Source organism: Neobacillus sp. PS3-34 (assembly GCF_030915465.1).
Classification (GTDB): domain Bacteria; phylum Bacillota; class Bacilli; order Bacillales; family Cytobacillaceae; genus Neobacillus_A.
Genome location: NZ_CP133267.1, coordinates 1988973 through 2009919, shown reverse-complemented (window position 1 = coordinate 2009919; position 20947 = coordinate 1988973). Strand labels below are relative to the sequence as shown.

The following is a 20947-nucleotide window of genomic DNA, read 5'->3' as shown; positions in this document are numbered from 1 at the left end:
AATATTAGATTCATTATTATAATAATTGTGTTAGCACTCAACGAGAGAGAGTGCTAATAATTCAACTACATAAAACTCGAGGAGGTTGTTTGATTTGTTAAAGCCACTAGGTGATCGCATTATCATTGAGCTTGTTGCATCAGAAGAAAAAACTGCAAGCGGTATCGTTTTACCGGACACAGCTAAGGAAAAGCCGCAAGAAGGAAAAGTTGTTGCCGTTGGTACTGGACGTGTCCTTGAGAGCGGGGAGCGCGTAGCACTTGAAGTTTCTGAAGGTGACCGCATTATCTTCTCAAAATACGCTGGAACAGAAGTAAAATACCAGGGTACTGAATATTTAATTTTACGTGAAACAGATATCCTTGCTGTAATTGGCTAAGCTTTAAGGTCAATGCGACTGGAACGATAAATAAATCTTTTAAAAATACGAGGAGGTTTTTCTATAATGGCTAAAGACATTAAGTTCAGTGAAGACGCTCGCCGTGCGATGCTTCGCGGTGTGGATGCATTAGCAAACGCAGTAAAAGTAACTCTTGGACCTAAAGGACGCAACGTGGTTCTTGAGAAAAAATTCGGTTCACCGCTTATCACAAATGACGGTGTAACAATCGCGAAAGAAATCGAATTAGAAGATGCATTCGAAAACATGGGTGCTAAGCTTGTTGCTGAAGTAGCAAGCAAAACAAACGATGTTGCCGGTGACGGTACAACAACTGCAACAGTTCTTGCTCAAGCGATGATTCGTGAAGGCTTAAAGAACGTTACAGCTGGTGCGAACCCAATGGGAATCCGCAAAGGAATCGAAAAAGCAGTGACTGTAGCTGTTGAAGAATTAAAAGCTATTTCTAAGCCGATCGAAAGCAAGGGTTCAATTGCACAGGTTGCTGCAATCTCTGCTGCTGACGAAGAAGTGGGCCAATTGATCGCTGAAGCTATGGAGCGCGTTGGCAACGATGGCGTTATCACAATTGAAGAATCAAAAGGCTTCACAACTGAATTGGATGTAGTAGAAGGTATGCAGTTTGACCGCGGTTATGCTTCTCCTTACATGGTAACTGATTCAGATAAAATGGAAGCAGTTCTTGACAATCCATACATCTTAATCACTGACAAGAAAATCTCAAGCATCCAGGAAATCCTTCCTGTCCTTGAGCAAGTAGTTCAACAAGGCAAGCCATTATTGTTGATTGCTGAAGATGTTGAAGGTGAAGCCCTTGCTACATTAGTAGTAAACAAACTTCGCGGAACATTCAACGCAGTAGCTGTTAAAGCTCCTGGCTTCGGTGACCGCCGTAAAGCTATGCTTGAGGATATCGCTGCCTTAACTGGCGCTGAAGTCATCACTGAAGAGTTAGGCCGTGACCTTAAGTCTGCGACTATTACATCTTTAGGACGCGCTTCAAAGGTTGTTGTTTCTAAAGAAAATACAACAATCGTTGAAGGTGCTGGAGACTCTGCACAAATCTCTGCACGCGTAAACCAAATCCGTGTTCAATTAGAAGAAACTACTTCTGAATTCGACCGTGAAAAATTACAGGAACGCCTTGCTAAATTAGCTGGCGGTGTAGCGGTAATCAAAGTTGGCGCTGCAACTGAAACAGAATTAAAAGAGCGCAAGCTTCGCATTGAAGATGCTTTAAACTCAACTCGTGCTGCAGTTGAAGAAGGTATCGTATCAGGCGGTGGCGTTGCACTATTAAACGTATACGGCAAAGTGGCTGAAATCCAAGCAGAAGGTGACGAAGCTACTGGCGTAAACATCGTTTTACGTGCAATGGAAGAGCCGGTTCGCACAATCGCTCACAACGCTGGACTTGAAGGATCTGTAATCGTTGACCGCTTAAAGCGTGAAGAAGTTGGCACAGGCTTCAACGCAGCTACTGGTGAATGGGTGAACATGATCGAAGCTGGTATCGTGGATCCAACTAAAGTAACTCGTTATGCTCTTCAAAACGCAGCATCTGTTGCGGCTATGTTCTTAACAACTGAAGCAGTTGTTGCTGACAAGCCAGAACCAGCTGGCTCAGGCATGCCTGACATGTCAGGTATGGGCGGCATGGGTGGAATGGGCGGCATGATGTAATCTGCCCTCTAGGCAAATTACATCGAAGCACCATTTCTGAAGAAGACTACTTCCCATTTGGGAGGTGGTCTTTTTTGTGTTTGTGAAACAATTTGTGGAAGAAGATTTTTCGGGGAGTTATCGAAAGATAAGCATTTTTCGGCAACGTTAAGCCACCTGCTTGCCCAAGGGTCTGTGTCGATGTTGTTACTGAGAGAATATGCAGAGTATAAAAGATATTTGGTGGAACAAGCGTCACAAAAATTTCCTGACGAGGGGTATACGGAAGATGATTTCCCTTATAGGGAATGCAAATTGATTTATGCATTTTTCTCATCAAAAACAGAGGATATACGAGTTTTATTACCATTCTTTAGTAAAGTTAATTTATTGCATCATACAAACTTAATTAAATGTCTTGGTAAAAATGTTCGTTTGTTCAAGATTCATGTACATCAAGAAGCAGAAGGGGAATGAAAGTACAGTATTTCATAATAACACCAGGGCAATTAGCATAAAAGAAGGGACAATTGATGAATTCCTTTTCTTCTATTGAAAAAGTAAATCTTTTTCAAAAGGGATTGTTAGTTGTTCAATCGTGACAGTTGGTATAATTGATTTTCCTTAACAGATATCTTTCTTTATAGTGATACTACAATATTTGCTAGCGTAACTCAGTAATATTTAAACTGTAGGTGTCGTATTCTACATGATCTAATTTTCTGGTCCACCGTAATACCGAGATTTCAGGAAGTAGATCTCGATATCTCCCCAATTCAAAATAAGAACATTGTGTAAATCCATATCTGGGATTATGTACATTAATTAATAGTTTTCAGCTCAGAGAGATGTGCGAGGAATCAATTATGACTAGAATGTCAATACGATTGATATAATAATTATTTTTAAAGGGTTTTTCATAAGAAAATAGAATATACTTTTATACAAAAATGTATTGTTATTTGAATAAATTTTATAATAACTATAAATAGAGTTTGAGGAGGTTTATATGCAAGAAAATAAATTATATCTACAATTTAAGGATAATAATAAACAAATAGAGTTTGATTTAAATAGAAACACCGTTTTTTTTGGAAATAATGGGCAGGGTAAAACTAGGATTCTTCAAACAATTAATTCTTTATATGAGTTAGGTAAAGAGAAAAAAAAGAGAACTTCTCGAAAATTATAGATAGTATGAATTTGGATAAACTAAAAATAAATGGAGTGGATTATAATTCCCTATTTTTAGCTAATGAAAATTTTAAAAGAATAGAGACAGAAAATTTCAAACGATATTTAGAAGAAAATAGGATGGTTTTTGAAAGATTGTCTCTTTTGTTAAGTGAAACTCCGTTAGAACATCTTTATAGCTCTTTTAGTATGAGTAAAGTTAAAAACATTTTATCGTATTTGAATAGGCGCATGGAAAGATTAAATCGGCAAACTAGTATTAATGAAAATAGTATAAATGGATTTGGTCATTGGATAAGTGATCTTTCTATTCTTGTTAATAGTTTAAGAAATAGTGTACACCATACTATTAATTTTGATTTAGACTCGAATGAAAAATATTCTTTAATAAACATTGTTGATGAAGTTTTCACGGTAACATCATATCTCAAAGAAAAATATCAATTTTTAGAAATAAATTCAAAAAATAAAGATCTTACTTTACGTTTAGAAGAAAATAGTAAAATGATTATAGATAATCTATCTTTGAAATCTGCACGTTATATAACTACAGACAATATTGAAATTATGAATATATATAAAAAAATAGAATCAGAAATTAATAAAATAAATGATGATATTAAAAAGTGTCTTTGGAGTGAGTTCATTGATATGGATAATTTAGATAAGTTCAATGAGTTTGTTCTAAAACGAAACATTTTATTAAATAGAATTGGTATATTTAATCAAACTATAAGTAAATATGCAAATATAAAAGTAGAACTTCAAAATTTCAACGGTGTAATTTTTTTGAAAAATTCCGAAGAAATGGCCTTTGAAAAATTATCATCTGGAGAAAGAAAAATAACGTTCCTTTTTCTAGAGATACTTTTAAATGATGTAGATATTTATTTAATCGACGAGCCAGAATTATCATTATCTTTAAATTTTCAAAATAAAATTATTACTGATTTACATGTTCTAACGAAAGGTAAGACGCTGTTTATTGCAACTCACGCACCATATATCTACGAAGATTTTATAGCAATTGAAGGTAATATATCGAAAGAAGTGTAATGAAATGAACTTTGATAAAGAAAAGTATAATAGAGGCAAATTAAAACTTGTTACTCAGCCGATAATTTATGTTGAGGGTAAAAGTAATAAAATTTTTTATCAGCAATTAGAAGAATTACAAAATAAATTTATTGAGAATGGTGGAAACTGTAGTGTTATTAAAACTAAAGTTGAATCTCAACCAAACAGTTATGGAATAGTAGATCATGATTATGCAGAGATTTGTCATGAAAAGTTATTTCCTATCAACTTTTATAGTATAGAAAATATTTCGCTGATCTATATTAATAAATTTAATCATTTAAATGAAATTATTGTTGAATATATAAAAGAACATGGAATAGAATTAGCTCGAATTCATATACCTCGTTTAATAATAAATTATGAGGAAAATAGAAGAGTAAAAGATTATAATTTAGATTTAACATCAGAAAAACACCAGGATCAGTACATAGATTATATTGAAAATAAAATAGTATGTGATACCTCATTTATGAGATATAAGAATTTAAAAAAAATAGTCGAATTATATATTAAGTTTATTAAAAATAAATATAGTGAAAGGATTAATTATATAACAGATTTAGTAGACTTTTTGCCATCTAAATCGATTGAAGATATTTTTGATGCAAATACTCTTCGCAAACTAAAACAAGTAATTTAATTATATATATAGGTTTGTTGTTAATCGTTGTGTTCTCTATCTTTAATCAGCATCGCAGCTACACAGTTTTTAAAACTAAGAGAACGAAGCAGTGTTATTCTTAATAAATTTATTTATATTTGTTCAATAAGTTTCTAGATATACCGTAGATTTCTATTATGCATTTAGTTAATAACCGTACACCTATTACATTAAAAGTGCATTGTATTTTTATATCTAGTATTAGTAACGGTTACAGTACTAAATTTGCTAACATTATGCTAACGCCATCCTATAAAAAACGGTAAATTCACATTAAAGATGTTACAGTACTGATTGGTCATAAACCTGGATTTACCGCACTTTTGACATACAGCGTGTAAGATATTACACACTCTCCCCTTAGGGGCGGCATGATGTGATAGCTGCTCGACCCCTTGATATATAAGGGTTTATAAGTGTTTTGCTAACAAAATGCTAACATAGGTAAAAAAATTGAGGCTTCTCATTAGTTCCAGCGAACTTTTGAGGGCCTTTTTTTAAGTTTATTGCTTCACTTGGGTTTGGAAATTTTTTTGTAATCTAATCTTTTGTATGGCTGAGGGATCTGCCCATGATTTGTGGAAGATCTATACGACGTCTGAAAAAGTGTTAAATCTTGATGTATGTCCGAGATGGATAGAAGACTTTGCCATTCTATTTTGAAATGGTTTGATGACACAGGCCTAGCCATATTGCCGTTCCATCTATGTAACGTTAAAGTGGCGAATCCTCGAGAAAAATTAAAAGGGTGGTGTTGATCAATATTGTCTTTAACAGAGTCTCTCTAAATAAAGTGGTATATTATGGTATAATCAAATAAAAAACCAAAAACTAAGAGGCGATAGAAGTTGGCAATTTTTTATGATCATTCACCAAATGAAACGAAAGCAATCTATGAAGCAGCAAATAAATGGAGGATAGAATGCCTTATAGCGGACGGTTCACTCTTATGGCCAGGTGAGAAAATTTGGACACTAGAGAATTTGAAGAGATTGAAACAAGCTTATGTAGACCGTCCTGATTTTTCTATAATTAGTTTTGAAGAAAAGCTAGAAAAGCAATTATATGGACAAAGGGAAGAAATTTATAAATTATTTTGTGAATGCTTGTTTGTCTATTATTTGTTTCCAAGCAATATTAATTTCAAGACGAAAATCAAGAAGCTAACCAATATTGCATCCTGGGGAAATGTTGCAATGGATGACCACCTGGATATACTCAAAGGATTAAATAATGGTATTGGTAACCCTGGTACCTCTTATAATACAAGGAAGCCAGATGAGATTACATACCTTTGTTTATTAGGGATAAAAATAAAAGAGCTATCTGTAAAGGAACGGGAGCAAATATTATCCGAGTCCTACCAAACTCAAACTTTACTGGATCAAATGCGTAAAGAAATGAAGAGTAACTACAAGATCAATGTTCAAATAAGGCATGTACTTCTTCATTTGCTCTATCCGGAGAAATACGAAAGAATCGCTAGCAGTGAGCAAAAAAGAAAAATTCTACAGAGCTTTAAAGAGTTACTTCCAGAGGAAGAAGTACAAGTTGACCAAGCTCTGTTAATAATAAGAGAGAAGTTAGAACAACAATATAAAGAAAAAAGAATAGATTTTTATCGCTCCCCAGTGAAAAAGGTTTGGAAGGGGGAGGAAGAATTGATACGACCAGTAAAAGATGATGTTCGGTATTATTGGCTGACTGCAAATCCATCTATTTGGACTGTTGACAATATTAAAGATGGGGGAAGCGTTTTTTATACAGCTTACAATGAGAAAGGAAATAAACGTCGTATTTTCAGTGCGTTCGAATCTGCCAAACCAGGGGATCGAATATTATTCTATGAATCACATCCAAACAAATGCATTGTTGCAGAGGGTGAGGTAACACAAGGTCTTCATACAGAGGAACACGAGGGGTTTGACTCTCCTGTAGAAGGAGTGAGCTTCCGCTATATACGGGATATTTCTCCGATTTATTGGGACCAAATTATCAATATCGAAGAACTAGAAGAGAGCACACCTGTAAAAAATGGTGCACAGGGAAGCTTGTTTGAATTAACGAAAGAACAGATGGAAATCATACTGGCATTAGAAGAAGAAAGCAATAATGATGAAGTAATTTCAAAGGGAACTTGGGTAGAGTTTCTACAGGATAGAGGCATTTTTCAAGAGAGTGATCTAGTATATCTGGATAAAATGCTGGAGCTAGGTGGAGAGGCTACGGCAACACAACTAGCGGCAGCCTTAGATAAACATTATTCATCCTTTAATGCTCCTGTAGTCCATTTGGCAAAAAGGATATTAAAGGCAGTCAAAATGGATGCACCGAAGCGGGGTGACGGAACAGAGTATTATTGGAGTGTATTGTTTGATGGGGAAGAGCAAGAAAATCATCATTTTCTTTGGAGGTTAAAGCCTAATTTAAAAGATGCGTTGGCTGAAATTAAATGCCAACCACTTAAAAGCTACACAAAAGAGGATTTTTTGAGTGAAGTTTTTATAGATGAAAACCAATATGATACGATCAAGAACTTATTGCAATATAAAAAGAACTTAATTTTTCAAGGACCGCCGGGTGTGGGGAAAACCTTTGTATCAAAGCGACTTGCTTACTCTTTAATGGGGGAAATAGATTCAGGCCGTGTTGAAATGCTTCAATTTCATCAAAATTATGCTTATGAAGATTTCATTATGGGATATAGACCAGATGAAAACGGGTTTTCACTACAGTTTGGGATCTTCTATGAATTTTGTGAGCGGGCCTAACAAATCCAGAACGGGATTATTATTTTATTATTGATGAAATTAATAGAGGAAACCTGTCTAAGATTTTTGGTGAATTGTTTATGCTGATTGAACGGGATAAGCGCGGTGAATATGTCACAATGGGCTACTCCAAAAAGAAATTCACCGTACCAAACAATGTATACCTGATTGGTACAATGAATACAGCGGACCGCTCTCTAGCGCAGTTAGAAGTAGCACTTCGCCGTCGCTTTGCGTTCGTGACACTTAAACCAGCATTTAATGAGGATTGGAGAAGAACCATTCAAGAATCTGGTGTATCTCCTGATATGGTAAACAGAATCCTGTTTGCCATCGAGAAAATGAATAAAGAAATAATCGGTGATTTCCAGTTAGGACCTGGGTATGCAATTGGTCATAGTTTTTTCACTTCGAAACCTGAAAAAATGGATGAACAGGTCTGGTATGAAGGAATTCTGACCTTTGAGATCATTCCTTTATTGGAGGAATACTTCTTTGACCGCCTAGAAATAGTTAAAGGCCTTATTGAGGGGATCTAAATGGAGAGTTTATTTAAGGTACCTATTAGGAATCTATTTTGCCTCCTAAGCTACATGAATGAAATGCCTGAATTGGCAAAGAAGCTTAGTGATGTGGACGAGGACATCATTACGTATGACTTTCTTGCAAAACAATTTTTGCAAGAAGTCCACTCCTTAAATAGGCGAGGTTTTGTAAAAAATTATATTGCCGTGACCGAATCCACTAGTCATCTAAGTGGGAGGGTTCTGATGAATGAATCGATGCCTTACCTCGTGGCCAGACAGCCTATTGTCGTCTGCGAGAAGGATCAATACTCAGCCAATATCCTTTTAAATCAGGTCATGAAAAGTACATTACTAGCAATCTGCCAAAATCAGTATGTAAAAAAAGAAACTCGAAGACTTAGTTATTCGTATTTGGACTTAATACAAGAGGTGGAAATTCTGCCGCTAACGAAGGAAATATTTTTGAAGATATATTTTAACCGGCATAATGTACATTACAAACGGATGATTCATATTGCTCGATTGCTACATGAACTAACCCTACTATCCCATAAGCATGGGAACTGGAGTTTATTCTCTGCTGAAGTAGACGAAACCTCATTAAACCATATTTTTGAAAAGTTTTTATTACATTTTTATCGGATTGAGCAGAAAGATTATCAAGTTCAGTCAGAGGTTATGCAGTGGAATCTGATAGGAAACCAATCTTTATTACCAACAATGAAAACGGATATTTCCTTATCCCATAAAGATGGACAGCAAAAGATTATCATAGATGCGAAATTTTATCGAAATATCTTCCAAAAATACTTTGGGAAAACATCTTTTCATAGTCATAATCTATACCAATTGTTTACCTACTTAATGCATCAGCCGAAGGATCTAACCTTAAGAGGGATATTAATCTATCCATACAATGGGACGGAGGTTGAAGAAAAATTTGCCTGGGATGACCGAATGACGGTGGAAGTGTTGACTTTGAATTTGGAGGATTCTTGGGGAGATATTTTTAATAAATTGATGTCTGTTCTTTGAGGTAACTAAGTGTCGGATTATTGAATCCTCAATGTTAGTAAACCACTGTCACCTCACAAACAAAACCTTATATATCAAGGGTTTTGGAGGTGAATTAAATCATATGTAGGTGGGGTAGAGGATTACTTAATTAAGAGGTGAAAAATAAGTATTGGGATTTAACATCCAATGCTGCTTGAAGTATTCTCAAAGGGCAAGAAGGGCTGAAATGATGACTAATATTAATCAATATTCAGAGATATTAGAAAATCAAATAAAATTATTTAATGAACGGCTCAATAAGGATATTGGGATAAAGGATTTTGAAGACTTAAATGAAGATGTAAAGGACATTTATTCAACTATAGAAAAAGAGAAGGCGCATTTAAAAGAAGATATAGTTTTACCTGAAATCGGAATTAAAGCTATCGCAATGCTATCCTTTTTATTTAATGAGGAAACTAATGTAATAGTAGGTGAATGGTCTGCGAATGACTATTTTAGAGTCCAGAATACTTTTTCAGGATTGATATCGCAGTTAACAAATGGATTACTAGGCACTTTAAAATTAATTGAGGCTGGCCTTGATTATCAAGCAAGAGTACTTTTTAGAAATGTTACAGAGATGTCTTGGTTAATTATTGTACTAATTAATGATATAAATTGGCTAAAAAAATATATTCAAGGTGAGAGGCATGCTGATTTTTTTAAGGCGTACAAAGTTAGGAATAAATTAAATGAAATCGAAAATAAAACTCAATTACCTAAAGATATAAAGAAATTAATAAGAACCCAGAGACAGGAAATATATAAATTCTATTCAGAAATAATTCACAATGCATATCCCAATCCTATTTTGGGAACATTGGTTTCAGGATTTACAGATGGTGACTATATGTCACCTAATCTATTTGGCAAGATATCAACTTCATCACAAAAAACCATTGCAGAAGTTAACACATGTATTTTCTTGTTTTTATTAATGTTTTATAGAGCATTACGTGATGTGCATGGATATAAAGTAAAAGAAGAAAAAATAGATTTTTTTATTTCTAGATCAGTAATTTTGAAAGAGACGTTTATTAAAGGGTATTTTTTAACATTACAATAAATTTTAACTCAAGAAGTGCAAAGCGGAGTTAGAGGGGAGGTTCGTTTGCTTCCTTTCCCCAGACAGGAGTTGCCAAACTCTTGGTCACAGTGACTCCCCGAAAAATCTTGTTTCACAGGTATGTTCCATGAGAGGTTTTGTATGTGAATATTGTTTGGGATATGAAAAGAAGAAGTGCAGCGGTTGGGTTTGCGCTTCATTCTTTTTACATTCTTGTGTAGTAAGAGGTTAAAAACCTTTTGCTACAAGGTTTTTCCTTGAAGTAAAAGCTGTTTGACCACATTTTGATCACATATTAAAAAAGATCTCTCAGAAAAAAATCTGAGAGATCTTTTTTAGTTGCTATGTTAATTCTCAATGTTGATTTTCAGCCAAAACTTTAACCGCCCCGTAATGGCGGTTTATTAAGCTACCGTTCTCAGTTAGCTGAACTCCTTGTACAGCTATTTCTCCAACTCATAGCGGCCGCGATAATGCCTGACTTGAGCGTTCGGCTGGACAGCAGCTTGAGCCTGATTTTCTCGCCGCCGTCGAATACCGATTTTCCGCCGCCCAGGACGACCGGACAAATTGTAAGCAGGAATTCGTCGATCAGGCCGAGCTTAAGCAGCGTTTTTGCCGCTCCCGGGCTGCCGAAGATAACGAGATTTTTGCCGGGCTGCTCCTTGAGTACCTTGATTTCCTCTGCGATATTGTCCTTGATCAGCATCGTATTGTTCCATTCCACCTTGTCCATCGTGGTGGAAATGACGATCTTCTTAACATCCTGCAGCCATTTGGCATGCTCCATATCGTGCCTCGACGCATTCGGATTGTCCAGCACCGTGGGCCAGTAGCTCTCCATCATTCGATACGTCGTGCGTCCGTAAACAGGAGCTCCGACTTCGGCTACGATCTCCTCGGCGTATTTCTCAAATTCCTCGTTGTACGGAATCCAATCGAGTCCTCCGTTCGAATCCGACGCATACCCGTCCAGCGACACATGCATGAACAATACCAGTTTTCTCATGTCCGTTTCTCCTCCGATTTCGAATTTATTTTGTTCGATTTTTTTGGCCATTGGCCCGCGTGTCATCCTGCTGTTACGTTCATTTTAAATCATTATGGTACGTAATTGGTACACACATCCGTAACCTGCTAATACACAATAAAAAAGCGATTTAGTAAATATCTCTTTTGTTACAAAATTTGTTCAATCCCAGCTAGTCAATGACCTTCCACGTTACCCTCAGCGATATCAGAGTTTATACGCTGTTGGCAAAATAAATTATTATCTACTGATAAATTTTTTCACCTTTTTCAAGCATCATGATGAATTGTTGAATTCGTTTCATTCGCGTTTCTTGTTTCTTGGCACTTTTGATTCTAAACAATATTGCATATCGATTCCGGCTATCAAGGGTTTTAAAAAATGCTTTTGCTATAGAATTCTTATTAAGTTCGTTCTCAAAATCCTCTGGTATGGTGGCACTGCTCTGCGGTTCATAAGCCCCATCCCATTGTCCGTTTTGTTTGGCAATTTCAATTGCCTTCATTCCTGAAGGCTTCATTCTACCATTTTTGATAAAGAGTTCTGCTTTTTCTTTATTCACTTTTGACCAGATGGTCTTAGAGCCTCGTGGTGTAAATCGTTGAAGCCAAGTCTTTTCATCAAAGGTTTCCTTCTGGCTATCAATCCATCCGTAACATAAAGCACTCTCTAACGCTTCTTCATAGGATACAGAAACTACTCCAGATTTCTTTTTCGCAATTTGCAACCTGATTCCCGATGGACTATCACATTCCCGTTCCATTCATCGGTATGATATACAAGTGACCAAATAAAATTTCGCCATCTGCGGGCACACCTAAAATGTCACAATACCAATTACGAGCTTCTTCAATGTTGCTTACCGGAATAAATACAGTACCTATTTGATTCAAGATAGCTTGAATTTTATATTTCGTGATGAAATTCAATTTTCCCTTCTGGATGAACTATTCTTGTTCCTTTGTTGCGTTATATGCGACACTTCATTTCATTTAGGAGCATAGCCTTTTGTAAGAGGCTGTGTTGTTATTCAATGTTGATTTTTATGTAGGTATGAGAAGTAATAGGCGGAGAATTTCCGCCAATTGTATATAAAGGTAGCTTAAGGAGCACAAATAAGCGGAGATATTCCGGTTAAGGGTTCAAAATAAGCCAAAATTTAAAGATATGGATACGATAAACGGAAAAACTCCCTTTATTTTTAAGGAAATATCGATATTCCCCAATTTAACCGGAATTTGTCCCTTTATTTTCAAACAAGATGGAATCAACATTCAGTCATAACAGAGCCTTGTAAAAAAACGAGGAAAAGAGTGGCGTATTCATAAAAAAACTGCCGTGGGTTGGCAGTTTTAAGAGAAATTTATTTTGTTTGAACGGGAGATGGGTTTAGCAGATAACCCAACTTTTCATATACAGGCAGCGTTGGTGCAATAATGACTTTCCCCGTACCTCTAAAGGTTTGCAGCAGTCCTTCACCGGAGGCCATCGAACCAAAGATGCTTTTTGTTGATTTTTCAACGGTAAAATCTATGTTCCCAAGCCGGAAAAGAGTGAAATTCCCATCGACTTGAACCGTTTCATTGTGCAGTTCGAACTCGACCAATTCATCTTCGGGAACAGGAATTTCGAATAGGCAAAAGCCCGTTCCTGATACTTTCGTTTGAAATAGCCCTTCGCCTCCGGCAAGCGCAGAAGAAATATTTTTCACTGCTTGAACGGAAACAGAAACACTAGACTCACAGCAATAGAAAAGTCCTTTATCCGCAATAATTTCTTCGTTATTTAATTCAACAATCATATAGTGTTTGAAACTTGGTTCTAAGTAAATAACCCCGCTGCCTTGGTATTGTGGTTTAATCGCGGATTCATTGGTTAAAACACTGGAAGCTATACCTTTTAAAAATCCCTTTGCCCCATTTCCGCCTAAACTTTTTAAGGTGATATTCCCTTTCATAAACTGTAGTGCACCGGCTTCAGCCGTAAGAGAGCTGTTGTTAAGTGTAATCCTTACTTGTCTTAGTTTAATGTTTGATTTTTGCGCGAAAAATAGCTTCTCAGCAACAGCAAAATTATCATTCCCGCCCAAGTTTTGATACTCTAACACTTCGATTTTTATCGTGGGATTTTCTACGACGCTAACCACTTGATAGGCTTCAGTCATGGTAAATTCTCCTTTATGGTACGTACTGTTTCACTCTATTATACAAAATTTTCTAATAATAATAGAGAGAATGTAAAAGCGTATTTAAGAAAATTAGTATTTCTTAAAGATGGTAAACGATCACAAAAGAAGGATTTATCATCAAACATTCTCAGTTTTATCAAACTCACCCTGTCCTTTTTCTTCTATAACCCATATATCATAAATGGACTAATTTTGGAAAGGACAGTGGTTGAGGATGGCTAAATACAGAATCGTGCGTACGGATTTTTGGAACAACCCGATCGTTATGGAGGAAATGTCTCCGGAGGACAAATATTTTTATCTTTATTTGCTGACCAACCCACAAACTACGCAAATTGGAATCTATCGAATTACGAAAAAACAAATGGCATTTGATTTGGGCTATTCGATTGAGAGTGTTCAAGCGTTAATGGATCGATTCACCCAGCACTATAACCTAATTCGTTACAATCCTGAAACGAGGGAACTGGCCATTAAAAACTGGGGGAAAGATCACCTTGAAAATTGCGGGAAGCCGGTTATGGATTGTATACTTTCCGAACTAAAAGAGGTCGAAGATCGGTCACTTATCCGGTACGTTGCGGAATTGATTCGTAACCCGGATATACGCAGCCTCTATGAATCTTTTTATATTCACGAAGAGATTTTTTTCGGATCGGAAGAAAAAAATTAGATGATATTGATACATATATACCGGAATGCGAAGAAATGGACGATCCGTTCCCGCATCGTCCTACGATACGTGGGCAAAAAGAAAAAGAAAAAGAAAAAGAAAAAGAAAAAGAAAAAGAAAAAGAAAAAAGAAAAACAACAACAAAAACAAAAAAAGCTTCCTTATTGGGAAGTGACGAGAAAAACAATCGCGGTTGTTTGGGGCGATGACAATGCAGGAAAGATCACGAGCTTCGTTGACTATGCTCTTTTTTCTCCCGGATCAACGTTTCAAACCCCCAATTTCAGCACGCGTGTCGTCAATAACACACTAGTCATCGACATCTCACTGCCGAGAAATTAAGCCAGGGGGAGGTGTTTATTCAAGGAAGTTTTTTTTGCCGGGAAGCATAATTGATCAAGCGTTATTTAATGGTTTTTTATTCATCTAACCATAAATGTTCATGCTGGGCCGCGGTGGGGTCAGTTTTTTTTATGTGTTCATATTCCTTTGCGCAGATGTAAAAAAACGGAATTTGTTGTAAAATTTCGGAATTTATATATAGATGTTAAACTTTTCCTGTAAAATAGAGTTAGAATCCTTCATTCCTACAAATCAATCCTAGGAGTTAAATCAAAGATAGAGTTTCTACTTAGGGGGGAACACATTTATGATTCCAGCAAAAATAGATAATCCCATTTCAATCACTACAATAAGAGAAAAAGGCGTGGAATCCATCGTTGATTGGTTCGATCAGCATAAACAATCGTTTTATGCACTTGGTTGGTCCTATCTTAGGAATCAGCAACAAATGGAAGAGCTTTTTTATCGGTCCATAATAAAAATACACAAGGAATTGCCTCGATTTAAAAGAGAAACATCGTTCGAAATGTGGGTTACGTCCATTTTCATACATATCTGCCGGGAGTTTTCTGACGATAGAAGATTACAAGCTTCAGAGGAAGGTGAACAACATAAGGATTTATTTAAAGCACTTGATCAGTTGAAAAAGTTTGAGAAAGAAGCGTTGGTCCTTACATATGTAAAAGGATTCTCTCAGGAGGAAGCGGCGCATCTTCTCCAAGTTTCAGTGGAAACGATGAAAGAGCATTTGTTTTCCGGAATTCAGTCACTTAAAAAAGAAATGGGGTACGGGTCATCCATTAATGGCTGTAAGGAGTATCATAAGGATTACATCGATTACCTAGAAAGAACCCTGGATCGGTCGAAAAAGATTGATTTCGAGGTACATATTTATCATTGTCAAGACTGTCAGGAGGATTTGGCTACCTTTCAGGATGTCATGTTAAATCTTACTGAAAGGATTAAAGATTTGCATGTGCCATCTGGTTTCATGGAGAACGTCAAAGATAAGCTGGCAGAAGTGGAAAATCACAGACAACAGAAGAACAAGAAACGGAAAAGAATGGGACTTGTTTTTGTAAGTGTATTCGCTTTATTAATGGGTACAGGTTATTTTTCAGGCGCGTTTACCAACCTCTACTATACATGGACAGAAAAAGATCTGGAATTGCGTGCTTTTCTCCAACATGGACTAGGTGAAAGGCTGAACTTGGAAGCGGAAAGCAATGGGGTGAAAATAAAGATCAAGAGTGCGATTGCTGATGATGTTCAGACGCTTGTTTTTTATGAAATAGAAGATACAAAAGAAAAAAATCAATATGTGATAAATTATGATGATGGGGTTTTTGTGGAAAACGAAAATGAAATCATGAGCCCTGTAACCTATCCAAGGAACTATCCTCCTGACCTTAAATCGGAAGTAAATAATGAAGAAAAGAACGTGTATCAAGGGAAGATTAGTCTGCTGCGACTTACAGCGAAAAACGGGACAATCAAACTCAAGATCACAAAGCTTCAGAAATTGATTCGTGATTCCTCTGACCGCAATGGTTTTAGGCCTAACGAGAAAATGGAATATAAAACTGGGGAGTGGAACTTCGAGATCCCTTTAACAAAACAGCCCTCGATCGAATATGCATTGGATAAAGAAACAGAAGTCGAGGGGATCCCGGTTCGATTTGATAAACTAACCATTGCCCCAACAGCGACGATTCTGCAATATGGTATTACTAATAAACAGTCAGAGAAACGGATAGCAGCTCTTAATTTTGACAATCTAGAAGTGAACAATAAAAAAGTAAAAGCTGATATGTATGGCAGCTCTTTTTTCAATTTACAACAAGGTATGAATTGGAGAACTTTTCAAATGCAGTTTGACCCTCTTTTGGAGAAAAACCAAAAGAGGTAAACGTTCAATTCAAATCTGTTAATTTAACGATTGATGACCCAAAAACGATCGAACTGGATGCTTCTCGGGAATATCCTCAAACCTTTGAATATGCAGGCAGTACAATCTCCATCGACAAGGTGGAAGTTGGACAGCCTGCCAGAGTTGTCATAAGCAATCATGAAATGAAGAATCGAGAATATGAGTCGCTTCAATTCCGGATTATAGATGATAGTGAAGGTTATCCTAGTTCAATGGAGATGAAATCTGAAGGAGTGTTCGTGGATAAAAACGGGATTAAATACGATATGAAAAAATATCTTGTCTCATATGCAAAAATCGAACAACCCCGTTATTTCTTTACAGTTCTAAGCATGACGTTACACAGCAACAAAGCAGGAGAAAAAGTGATTCCTAAAAAGCTGGAGATTTTTGGATATAATACAACAAAATATTTGGATAACGTTGTGAAGATTTCGTTGAAGTAACATGTGAAGGAAAGAGGTACTTCAGCATGCTTTCATGAAAAACAAAAAAGCCACCTACGGGATCATCATCCTGTAGGTGGCCTTTTAATGAGCGAGACAGATTCTCGGTTCCTTGTCTTAACTATTTTTCTCCTCATCATAAGTGGAGGCTGTCAGGTTAAAGTTTTCCATCATATTCATTAGATGGTCTAAGGCATCAAAGTAGGTGTCCTCATTTTTATCCTTAAGAAAAGTCTCCAGCTTGTTTTTTCCTGCGATGAGTTCTTTTTCTGTCGATCTATAGCCTCTAAGGTTTTTTTGTACTTTACTGTTCCTTTTGCCCCGTCTAAGCCTTCAAAGTTATTTCCGCAATGGATGGCTGCATCGGCCTTATCTATACCTTCTTGTATTTTTTTATAATCGTATGAAGTTTGATTTCCGTTTACGGTTACTGCCTGTGTAAGGATATCATTGGTATCATTAATCAGAGGACCGCAAACCTTCAGCCCTTCTTCCATTCTTCTGTCAGCATCTGCAGAAGAATCGGCAGCTGCTGTTGTGGTGCTTGTCTCGTTTTTTTTCTTAGCTGTTTGTTCTGTTTTATTCGACTGTTTCTTCTCTGTCTTTTCGTTATTGGCAGAACAACCAGTTACCATCAGAAAGGCTGCTAACACAATCCATAATTTCTTTCCCATCGTATGACCCTACCTCCAAATATTCTTTCTATTTTTTCATAATATCACAATTTTCAGTTAAAAAATGCAGTATTTTGTGACATATTTAGTGACAGGCACCTTCCAGTAAATTGGAAGGTGCCTGTCACTTTAAATATGAGCTCTGAAGGTACGGTGTTTTTTTTCAAAGTGCTTTTGCAAGCCGTCTGCAAACAAATTAAGTGCTAATATGGTTAGCCCCATGGCAGCAAGTACGGTATATGGGATCCATCGGTAAATTCGAATGTCCTGCGTAATATTCGAAAATAAAGTTGGCCATGCATTCGAGGTGTTCTCCACCTTATACGAACCATTATCAAGATAAATAAACTTATATTGTACAAAAATATGAATAATACCCAGCTGTGCAATCATGAACAGAACGCGTCCAAAATCGTGGACTAGCTGCACAATGATATGGGGCATGATGACGGGAAAATAATACTTTAAAAATAATCTCCCCGGAGTACACCCTATGGCAATGCCAGCTTCTATATAGGCCTTTTTTGTGTTTCCTTCATTTGTTGATGAATAATCTCAGCGGTTCTTCCGACATCCAGAATGGCAAGAATTAAAATCAGCCAGACAGAATGAATGGATGACAAGAAGATAAATGGAAGACCTACGAACAATGAGAGGAAAAAAATAGGCGGCATAAAGGAAAATACCTGATTCCAGCCCTTTAATACACTTTCGATTATCCGGGAATAAAACCCCCCAATGGCAAGCGGGATTGCAAGAAGATACCGGACCACAATAACCCCACACATCAAATAAAGTGTTTCACGAGTCCCCACAATTACCCTGCTCAATAAATCCACCCCGTTATGGTCTGTTCCAAGCGGAAATTTTGCACTTGGGGCAAACGGAGGGATAAAGATTCTCCCGGAATTAGTGAAAATAAACTGTCGTTCTGTAAGATTGTGGTCAATAAATGGTAAAAAGGGCCAATACAAGCAATTACTACAATGAACAGCAAAAAAACAGAACTTATCCATAATTTCCAGTTTCTCAAACACATTAACTCCTTTCATACGGGAAAAGAATTTTCCTGGTAACCTGGCTAATTGTATTGGCAATGAAAATCACAAGGGTGAACATGATGGTGTAGCCTGCAGCGGCAAATGTATTCAAATGAAAATCAATTCCGCCAGTAAAACTGCCAGGCGGAGCAACAGATCTAAAGAAGAAATAGGCAGCACCTCTGTAACTGGTCAAAAATTCTACAATAAATAGATTTGATAGAACATAAAGAGTAATAGTGTTGGCTTGGCTTAATATTTTTACTAAACAATTTTTCAGCATATGAAAATAGAGAATTTTAGAAGATGTAATCCCTTTAGCCAATGCGGTTCGGATATAATCCATGCCCTGTTCATCATGCAGGCTGTAATACGTAATAGTGGCTATATGGAAAATGGGATAAATCGATAGAAAAACAATGCAAAGAATGACTGTACTCAGATGTTCGCTACCAAACACCTTTATTAGCGGCAAAAGTCCGTACTCATAGGTGGTCATGATAGCAATCTGTATCATGATGATTAAAAATAAATCGGGTACAGAGAGGAAAAATTTTGTTGTTGATACTCCAAGCAGTTTGCCCCTCCGGTTGCGGGTACGGTAATCAAACACACCTTTGGCGATACCGGCAAAAAAACCGAGGATAATAGCGGGAATAGCTATTTTCATGCTTTTAAAAAAAGTCCTCCCAATTTTTTCAGTAAGGGAATAGCCAACAGATACCTCCCCAAATCCACGGTTCTTTTTGATATATAAGTAGAAATTTTTAAATTCTGTTATGTGATCCTGGATGGAGTAATGATAGGTTGCATTGTTAAAGGTATTGCCCTGTCCCGCTTTAAATTCCACATTCCGCGGTATAAAAAGAATCGATAAAAACAGGAAAGTGGAAATGGCCCATAAAAGAGCTTGGCGCAGAATTGGCTGAACAATTACCATTAATATCCTCCTTTATTTGGTAATATTACTAGTATTTTACTAATATCTCATATCAGTATCAAATATTACGCCAAAACTAACAAAATAAAACTTTTTTATAAAAATTTGTAACTTTCGATGTTTAGCTTCGTCTTATTTAAATACGATTCTAAATTTTTTACATAGAAAAATTACAGGATTTTTCCAGAAAATGTAGAATATATAAGATTACGAAACTTATATAAATGGCCGATGTTAAGGGGGAGAAAGATGTCTCGCGAACAAATGGGAACAATCATAGAAAAGATTTTAACGAATATCGAAAAAGTTATTATTGGAAAAAGGGATATGGCGGAGCTGAGCCTTGTAGCCCTTCTGGCGGATGGCCACGTTTTGCTTGAAGACGTGCCAGGGGTTGGAAAAACGATGATGGTGCGCGCGCTGGCCAGATCGGTGAACGCCCAATTTAAAAGAATCCAGTTTACGCCTGACCTTTTGCCATCGGATGTTACGGGGGTTTCGATCTACAACCCGAAGGAAATGGAATTTCAGTTCCGTCCTGGTCCGTTGATGGGAAATATTATCCTTGCCGATGAAATTAACAGGACTTCACCGAAAACGCAGTCCGCGTTATTGGAGGGTATGGAGGAAGGCAGTGTAACAGTTGACGGCGTTACCCACAAGCTTGAAAAACCGTTTTTTGTTATGGCTACCCAGAATCCGATTGAATATGAAGGTACATATCCGCTGCCTGAAGCGCAGCTTGACCGCTTTTTGTTAAAAATGAGAATGGGTTACCCGGGAATCGCCGAGGAAATGGAAGTATTAAATCGTGCCCAAAGAGTTCCTCCGATTGAAGATCTGGCACCAGTAATCGATTTAGAGGGTTTGCGCGCCATTCAAAAAGAAATTAAAGAGGTTTTTGTTGATAATACGATTAAACGCTATATCGTCGATATTGCACATGGTACAAGACAGCATGGAAGTGTATATCTTGGGGCGAGCCCGCGCGGTTCCATTGCATTGATGAAAGCAGCTCAAGCCTATGCATTTATGAAGGGGCGTGATTTTGTCCTGCCGGATGATATTCAGTACCTAGCCCCATTTGTATTTGCCCATCGCCTAATTTTGAAATCGGAGGCGAAATTTGAAGGAATTTTTGCTGAGGAAGTGATTAACCGGGTGATGGCGAGGATTCCGGTACCAGTCCAGAGGCTTGTGAACTAAATGGAGAAAATGCTGACCGTAACAAGACGGGTATGGAAATTCATTGTGTTACTTTTTC

The 20947-nt window shown here is 36.9% G+C and carries 22 protein-coding genes and 1 pseudogene; 15 read left to right on the top strand and 8 right to left on the bottom strand.

The features are described from left to right. The first annotated feature begins 94 nt into the window (after positions 1 to 94). From groES to RCG23_RS10250, 10 genes are all read left to right on the top strand, one after another. Positions 95 to 379, top strand: coding sequence for a co-chaperone GroES (gene groES / locus RCG23_RS10295; protein WP_308179629.1), 285 nt, complete (start codon positions 95 to 97; stop codon positions 377 to 379). A gap of 66 nt (positions 380 to 445) precedes the next feature. Beyond that, positions 446 to 2083, top strand: a complete 1638-nt coding sequence (gene groL, locus RCG23_RS10290; RefSeq protein ID WP_308179628.1) for a chaperonin GroEL — start codon at positions 446 to 448, stop codon at positions 2081 to 2083. 57 nt (positions 2084 to 2140) lie between these two features. After that, positions 2141 to 2539 (top strand): DUF6119 family protein, encoded by a 399-nt coding sequence (locus RCG23_RS10285; RefSeq protein ID WP_308179627.1) that lies wholly within the window; start codon positions 2141 to 2143, stop codon positions 2537 to 2539. A gap of 532 nt (positions 2540 to 3071) precedes the next feature. After that, entirely contained in the window at positions 3072 to 3254 is a 183-nt protein-coding gene (locus RCG23_RS10280) for a hypothetical protein (protein ID WP_308179626.1), read from the top strand. Between the two features lie 11 nt (positions 3255 to 3265). Further along, the gene (locus RCG23_RS10275) at positions 3266 to 4312 is read left to right on the top strand and encodes an AAA family ATPase (RefSeq protein WP_308179625.1); all 1047 of its coding nucleotides are present in this window, start codon (positions 3266 to 3268) and stop codon (positions 4310 to 4312) included. A gap of 4 nt (positions 4313 to 4316) precedes the next feature. Next, on the top strand, positions 4317 to 4976 hold the full coding sequence (locus tag RCG23_RS10270; protein WP_308179624.1) for a hypothetical protein: 660 nt from the start codon (positions 4317 to 4319) through the stop codon (positions 4974 to 4976). An 869-nt stretch (positions 4977 to 5845) separates the two neighbouring features. Then, the gene (locus RCG23_RS10265; protein WP_308179623.1) at positions 5846 to 7768 is read left to right on the top strand and encodes an EVE domain-containing protein; all 1923 of its coding nucleotides are present in this window, start codon (positions 5846 to 5848) and stop codon (positions 7766 to 7768) included. Between the two features lie 26 nt (positions 7769 to 7794). Next, on the top strand, positions 7795 to 8307 hold the full coding sequence (locus RCG23_RS10260) for an AAA family ATPase (RefSeq protein WP_308180029.1): 513 nt from the start codon (positions 7795 to 7797) through the stop codon (positions 8305 to 8307). Beyond that, positions 8308 to 9330 carry an McrC family protein gene (locus RCG23_RS10255; RefSeq protein ID WP_308179621.1) on the top strand — a complete coding sequence of 341 codons (1023 nt, stop codon included), beginning with the start codon at positions 8308 to 8310 and terminating at the stop codon, positions 9328 to 9330. Positions 9331 to 9538: 208 nt separating this feature from the next. After that, entirely contained in the window at positions 9539 to 10420 is an 882-nt protein-coding gene (locus RCG23_RS10250; RefSeq protein WP_308179620.1) for a hypothetical protein, read from the top strand. Between the two features lie 418 nt (positions 10421 to 10838). Here RCG23_RS10250 and RCG23_RS10245 read toward each other — a convergent pair whose 3' ends face one another. The 4 genes and pseudogenes from RCG23_RS10245 to RCG23_RS10230 all read right to left on the bottom strand — a co-directional run bounded on the left by RCG23_RS10245 (position 10839) and on the right by RCG23_RS10230 (position 13614). Further along, positions 10839 to 11480, bottom strand: coding sequence for a dihydrofolate reductase family protein (locus RCG23_RS10245; RefSeq protein ID WP_308179618.1), 642 nt, complete (start codon positions 11478 to 11480; stop codon positions 10839 to 10841). Between the two features lie 214 nt (positions 11481 to 11694). After that, a complete protein-coding gene (locus RCG23_RS10240; RefSeq protein WP_308179617.1) occupies positions 11695 to 12177 on the bottom strand; it encodes a YdeI/OmpD-associated family protein in 483 nt (160 codons plus the stop codon). Positions 12178 to 12199: 22 nt separating this feature from the next. Further along, positions 12200 to 12355: pseudogene (locus RCG23_RS10235) on the bottom strand (VOC family protein); the annotation flags it as partial. Positions 12356 to 12813: 458 nt separating this feature from the next. Continuing rightward, positions 12814 to 13614 carry an AIM24 family protein gene (locus RCG23_RS10230; protein ID WP_308179616.1) on the bottom strand — a complete coding sequence of 267 codons (801 nt, stop codon included), beginning with the start codon at positions 13612 to 13614 and terminating at the stop codon, positions 12814 to 12816. Between the two features lie 238 nt (positions 13615 to 13852). Between RCG23_RS10230 and RCG23_RS10225 the strand changes: the two genes are divergently transcribed. From RCG23_RS10225 to RCG23_RS10210, 4 genes are all read left to right on the top strand, one after another. After that, on the top strand, positions 13853 to 14311 hold the full coding sequence (locus tag RCG23_RS10225; RefSeq protein ID WP_308179615.1) for a hypothetical protein: 459 nt from the start codon (positions 13853 to 13855) through the stop codon (positions 14309 to 14311). Beyond that, positions 14312 to 14653, top strand: coding sequence for a hypothetical protein (locus tag RCG23_RS10220; RefSeq protein WP_308179614.1), 342 nt, complete (start codon positions 14312 to 14314; stop codon positions 14651 to 14653). 307 nt (positions 14654 to 14960) lie between these two features. Beyond that, the gene (locus RCG23_RS10215; protein WP_308179613.1) at positions 14961 to 16562 is read left to right on the top strand and encodes a sigma-70 family RNA polymerase sigma factor; all 1602 of its coding nucleotides are present in this window, start codon (positions 14961 to 14963) and stop codon (positions 16560 to 16562) included. A 164-nt stretch (positions 16563 to 16726) separates the two neighbouring features. Next, positions 16727 to 17029 (top strand): hypothetical protein, encoded by a 303-nt coding sequence (locus tag RCG23_RS10210; RefSeq protein ID WP_308179612.1) that lies wholly within the window; start codon positions 16727 to 16729, stop codon positions 17027 to 17029. 188 nt (positions 17030 to 17217) lie between these two features. Here RCG23_RS10210 and RCG23_RS10205 read toward each other — a convergent pair whose 3' ends face one another. The 4 genes from RCG23_RS10205 to RCG23_RS10190 form a co-directional block, all read right to left on the bottom strand. After that, positions 17218 to 17703, bottom strand: a complete 486-nt coding sequence (locus RCG23_RS10205) for a hypothetical protein (RefSeq protein WP_308179611.1) — start codon at positions 17701 to 17703, stop codon at positions 17218 to 17220. Positions 17704 to 17832: 129 nt separating this feature from the next. Then, entirely contained in the window at positions 17833 to 18198 is a 366-nt protein-coding gene (locus RCG23_RS10200; protein WP_308180028.1) for an ABC transporter permease subunit, read from the bottom strand. 14 nt (positions 18199 to 18212) lie between these two features. Beyond that, complete coding sequence (locus RCG23_RS10195; protein WP_308179610.1) at positions 18213 to 18740, bottom strand: hypothetical protein; 528 nt, start codon at positions 18738 to 18740, stop codon at positions 18213 to 18215. A 1-nt stretch (position 18741) separates the two neighbouring features. Further along, entirely contained in the window at positions 18742 to 19683 is a 942-nt protein-coding gene (locus RCG23_RS10190; protein WP_308179608.1) for an ABC transporter permease subunit, read from the bottom strand. A gap of 249 nt (positions 19684 to 19932) precedes the next feature. On the opposite strand from RCG23_RS10190, the gene RCG23_RS10185 reads away from it, so the two are divergent. After that, positions 19933 to 20889, top strand: a complete 957-nt coding sequence (locus RCG23_RS10185; protein WP_308179607.1) for an AAA family ATPase — start codon at positions 19933 to 19935, stop codon at positions 20887 to 20889. Positions 20890 to 20947 lie beyond the last annotated feature (58 nt).

Coding starts and splice junctions, on each gene's coding strand:
- groL (WP_308179628.1), top strand. CDS start 446: ATGGCTAAAGACATTAAGTTCAGTGAAGACGCTCGCCGTGCGATGCTT.
- RCG23_RS10280 (WP_308179626.1), top strand. CDS start 3,072: ATGCAAGAAAATAAATTATATCTACAATTTAAGGATAATAATAAACAA.
- RCG23_RS10270 (WP_308179624.1), top strand. CDS start 4,317: ATGAACTTTGATAAAGAAAAGTATAATAGAGGCAAATTAAAACTTGTT.
- RCG23_RS10255 (WP_308179621.1), top strand. CDS start 8,308: ATGGAGAGTTTATTTAAGGTACCTATTAGGAATCTATTTTGCCTCCTA.
- RCG23_RS10250 (WP_308179620.1), top strand. CDS start 9,539: ATGATGACTAATATTAATCAATATTCAGAGATATTAGAAAATCAAATA.
- RCG23_RS10245 (WP_308179618.1), bottom strand. CDS start 11,480: ATGGCCAAAAAAATCGAACAAAATAAATTCGAAATCGGAGGAGAAACG.
- RCG23_RS10230 (WP_308179616.1), bottom strand. CDS start 13,614: ATGACTGAAGCCTATCAAGTGGTTAGCGTCGTAGAAAATCCCACGATA.
- RCG23_RS10225 (WP_308179615.1), top strand. CDS start 13,853: ATGGCTAAATACAGAATCGTGCGTACGGATTTTTGGAACAACCCGATC.
- RCG23_RS10220 (WP_308179614.1), top strand. CDS start 14,312: ATGATATTGATACATATATACCGGAATGCGAAGAAATGGACGATCCGT.
- RCG23_RS10215 (WP_308179613.1), top strand. CDS start 14,961: ATGATTCCAGCAAAAATAGATAATCCCATTTCAATCACTACAATAAGA.
- RCG23_RS10210 (WP_308179612.1), top strand. CDS start 16,727: ATGAAGAATCGAGAATATGAGTCGCTTCAATTCCGGATTATAGATGAT.
- RCG23_RS10205 (WP_308179611.1), bottom strand. CDS start 17,703: ATGGGAAAGAAATTATGGATTGTGTTAGCAGCCTTTCTGATGGTAACT.
- RCG23_RS10190 (WP_308179608.1), bottom strand. CDS start 19,683: ATGGTAATTGTTCAGCCAATTCTGCGCCAAGCTCTTTTATGGGCCATT.
- RCG23_RS10185 (WP_308179607.1), top strand. CDS start 19,933: ATGTCTCGCGAACAAATGGGAACAATCATAGAAAAGATTTTAACGAAT.